This is a genomic window from Schwartzia sp. (in: firmicutes), from assembly GCF_978017985.1.
Genome location: NZ_CDXDFU010000197.1, coordinates 1 through 3,824, shown reverse-complemented (window position 1 = coordinate 3,824; position 3,824 = coordinate 1). Strand labels below are relative to the sequence as shown.

The 3,824-nt window shown below is 44.8% G+C and carries 4 protein-coding genes; all 4 read left to right on the top strand.

The window, feature by feature from the left end; genetic code table 11:
- Window positions 1-516: glycosyltransferase family 2 protein (locus tag ACY69O_RS08545; protein WP_462333046.1), on the top strand; the 516-nt coding region annotated here is incomplete at its 5' end.
- Between the two features lie 83 nt (window positions 517-599).
- Entirely contained in the window at window positions 600-977 is a 378-nt protein-coding gene (gene queD / locus ACY69O_RS08540) for a 6-carboxytetrahydropterin synthase QueD (protein ID WP_462333045.1), read from the top strand.
- Window positions 978-984: 7 nt separating this feature from the next.
- On the top strand, window positions 985-1,719 hold the full coding sequence (locus ACY69O_RS08535; protein ID WP_462333047.1) for a 7-carboxy-7-deazaguanine synthase QueE: 735 nt from the start codon (window positions 985-987) through the stop codon (window positions 1,717-1,719).
- A gap of 52 nt (window positions 1,720-1,771) precedes the next feature.
- Window positions 1,772-3,448, top strand: a complete 1,677-nt coding sequence (locus tag ACY69O_RS08530) for a phosphoethanolamine transferase (protein ID WP_462333044.1) — start codon at window positions 1,772-1,774, stop codon at window positions 3,446-3,448.
- Window positions 3,449-3,824: the final 376 nt, after the last annotated feature.

Here is a 3,824-nt window from a genome sequence, read left to right as displayed (position 1 = left end):
TGGGCACAGGATGCCATTGTCTATGATGAAAAGCCTTTGACCTTCATGCAGTCCTGGAATCAGCGCCGCCGTTGGGCGCAGGGACAGTTCGATGTCGGACAGCGCTTTATCCCGCGCATGGTCCGCGAGGCTTTCCGTCAGCGTGATATCCGTATTCTGGACGGATGTCTGCATCTCCTGCAGCCATATTTCCTGCTGATTTCGACTATATTCGTTATCATCAGCTATGTTCAGTTTGCGCTGCCGCCGTTTTATACGAATATCTATAATTTCCTGCCGTATCAGTTGATGCTGTTCATCATGTTCGGTCAGTATATACTGCCTATCATTGTTCTTGCTATTATCCGTGCTAAGTGGAAGGCATGGCTTTATATGCTGCTCTATCCGGTGTTCATTTATTCGTGGATTCCTATTGTATTTCTCGGATTCCTGCACAGAAATGAGCATGAGTGGAGCCATACGAAGCATACACGCGCTTTGAGCTATGATGAGTTTATAGGCAAGGAGAAAGCGTGATTGCGCTTTTGCAAGCAGTTCAAAAATCCTCCCTCGTACGAGGGAGATTTTTTTAGAGAGAAAAGATAAAAGAGGTTTTTTATATGTATGAATTAGAAGTGCTGGATACCTTTGACGCGGCACATCGTGTCGTCGGATATCCGGGAAAGTGCGACAGGCTGCACGGCCATACCTGGAAGGTAGCCGTTCATGTTGCCGGGACAGAGCTTGATTCCATCGGAATGCTGGTGGATTTCAAACGGCTGAAGGAAATCCTCAAGGGCATTACGGAACAGTTTGACCACATGTTCCTCAATGAGCATGAAGCATTTCAGGGTAAAAATCCTACTGCTGAAAATATTGCATGTTATATTTATCATGCTTATGCGGAAATGCTGCGGGAGGAGAATCCTTCTGTGAAGCTGTCGGATGTCCGTGTATGGGAATCTCCGGGTTCCTCTGTTATGTATCGGGAGGATTAAAATGGCAGTGAAGGAGAATGTCATCGAGATATTTTCTTCCGTACAGGGAGAAGGAAAATATGCCGGATGCCGTCAGGTATTCGTGCGTCTCGAGGGCTGTAATATTGTCTGCCGTTACTGTGATACCGAGCATATGATGAATAAGCATGATTTCTGCCGGGTGGAACGCGAGCCGGGAAGTCATGAATATACAGATGTGCCTAATCCCATGTCTGCTGAGGACGTGGCAGATGAGGTCCGCAGGTTTTTGTCTGCCGTGCCGCATCAGGCTGTAAGCATTACCGGGGGGGAACCGCTGCTTCATGCGGATTTTGTCCGCGCGCTCGGAGAGCTTTTGGAGGTTCCTGTTTTTCTTGAAACGAACGGCACGCTTCCAAGGCAGCTGAAAGAGGTTCTTCCTGCTGTTGATATCATCAGCATGGATATAAAGCTGCCCTCGGAACTGAACGGAAAAGACTATTGGGCAGAACATGAGGCTTTTCTGGAATTGGCAAAGGAAAAAGATCTGTATTGTAAAATTGTGCTCACGAAAGATTCTTCTGAAGATGAGTTTAAGAAGGCATGTGAGCTTATCGCGAAAGCAGATAAAAATACTCTGCTTGTTTTGCAGCCGGTCACGCCGTTCGGAGGCGCGGAGCCGCCGAGTGCAAAGGAAATGCTTGACTGGCAGGCTGAAGCCCTGCGGTATCTTAAAAATGTCAGAGTAATACCGCAGACACATGTTCTGATGGGACAGCTTTGAGTATGCTGACGGCGTTTGTAAGATAGACGCCTTAAGGAGGATATCCTGTTAAATGTTTTTGAAGCTATTGGGAAGAATACAGCGCTGCTTCACGCAGAACAGCGGCTTTATTCTGCTCTTTTTTATCTTTAACTATGTCACGATGGCATGGTCTCTCACGCATCAGCACCAATTCACGCTGCTGCTTGAGTCAGCTGCAATGCTGTTTCTGGAGACTATGATATTTGCCGCGGTTTTGCAGAAGATAGTACCGAAACGCATTCTTCCGTACGTGAAAAAGGTTATTTTGTTTGTTTGCTTCATACCTTTTGCGGTTGAGCTGTTCGTCATGTACAATTACCGTGCGCTGATTGGCGCGGGTATCATCAACTCACTGCTTGAAACGAACTTTAAGGAATCAATTGAGTTCCTTAAGATGTATCTTGGTCTTAAGGAGCTTTGTGCGGTTGCCGGAGCTGTCATCGTCATTCTGATAGGCTGGCGTCTGTCGCTGTGGGAGCGTATTCAGGTCAGCTATCACCGTCAGAGCCGTCTTTTGGGACTGTCGCTGCTGCTTTGTTTTGCCGCAGCAATTCCTGCTATGGCTGTTTATTCGGATTTCATTCTGTATCAGCTTCTTCCGATGCAGAGAACCTATGCGGCTATGGGAACTGCTATCGACAATATGAAGGCATATCACCGTCTGTCGGCAAAGCTGACAAATTCCGTAGAGCTGACACGTAATGAAAGCAAGATAAAGAACGTTGTTTTCATTCTCGGTGAATCCACAAACCGAAATCACATGCAGCTGTACGGATATTATCTGCCTAATTCGCCTAATCTCATGAAGCTGCGGGAGAAGGACGAAATCGTGGTGTTTAATGATATCATCAGCCCGCATTCTACGACAGTTGCTGTTTTAAGCGAGCTTTTCACCTTCTGCGACCACGAGTCGGACAAACCGTGGTATGAGTACAACACTCTTATTGATGTTATGCATGCCGCAGGCTATAAGACCTTCTGGCTTTCGAATCAGGAAAGCTCGGGAGCGTGGGGCAATGTAGCTCAGATTTATGCAAACCACAGCGACTATCATAAATTCACAAGAATCCGTGATTCGCTTGAGGACACAGGTATTCTTGATGGGGAGCTTTTTCCGCTGATTGATGAGAGCAAACAGCTGCGTTCGCCGGATAAGAATTTCTTTGTTGTTCATCTGATGGGCGGACATGGTCTTTATTACAACCGCTATCCGTATGAGTTCAATAAGTTTACGGGCAAGGATATAAAGCTGAACGTTACAGATCATTTCAAAGATATTGTGGCCCAGTATGACAACGCTCTATACTATAATGATTACGTGGTTGATGAGATAATCAAACGCTTCAAAGATGATGAGTCTATCGTGATATACGTTCCTGACCATGCAGAGGCTGTCTATGACGAGGGAAGCGTCGCAGGACATATAGAGGAGAACCCGAACCGTCACATGATTGAGATTCCTGTGATTGTCTGGGCATCTCCCAAGTTCAAGGAAAAGTATCCGGAGAAATGGGAGCAGATACAGGAGGCGGCGGACAGACCATATATGACCGACGATATGATTCATACTATCTTGGATCTGACTGATATCTCTACGGAGGATTACAGACCTGAAAAGAGTATCATAAACGAAGATTTCGATGCTTCACGTCCACGCATTTTTAATGACCTTAATTATGATACGCAGATCCGTGAACAGAAATCGTGACGGATACATGACTTTTAGTGTTGAAGCAGATTGATTTGATTCTCAGGGTTAATGAAAGGAATACGTGCCTGTTTTGCGCGTGTTCCTTTTTTCGTTGTTTTCATGCCGGCAGACAAGGCATTTACGCAAAGCCTGTATGAATAGGGAACTACATAAATTAGTTTATTATATAAATACAATTTATTCGATAATGCACATTGGCATTGTTTTGTAAATAGTTGAAAAACTTATAGGCGCGATAAGAAAATCTTATAAATTATTTTATAATTATATATATTTATAATAAATTATGTTATAATTAAAGAAAAGTGCTTCGGGGAGGGAATAAAAGTGATTGACGAACACGAATGGAAAAGTGTGCTGCAGGTTGCAAATG

What these genes read in the sequence shown, in the direction of transcription:
- queD (WP_462333045.1), top strand. Translation starts at nt 600, where the DNA reads ATGTATGAATTAGAAGTGCTGGATACCTTTGACGCGGCACATCGTGTC.
- ACY69O_RS08530 (WP_462333044.1), top strand. Translation starts at nt 1,772, where the DNA reads ATGTTTTTGAAGCTATTGGGAAGAATACAGCGCTGCTTCACGCAGAAC.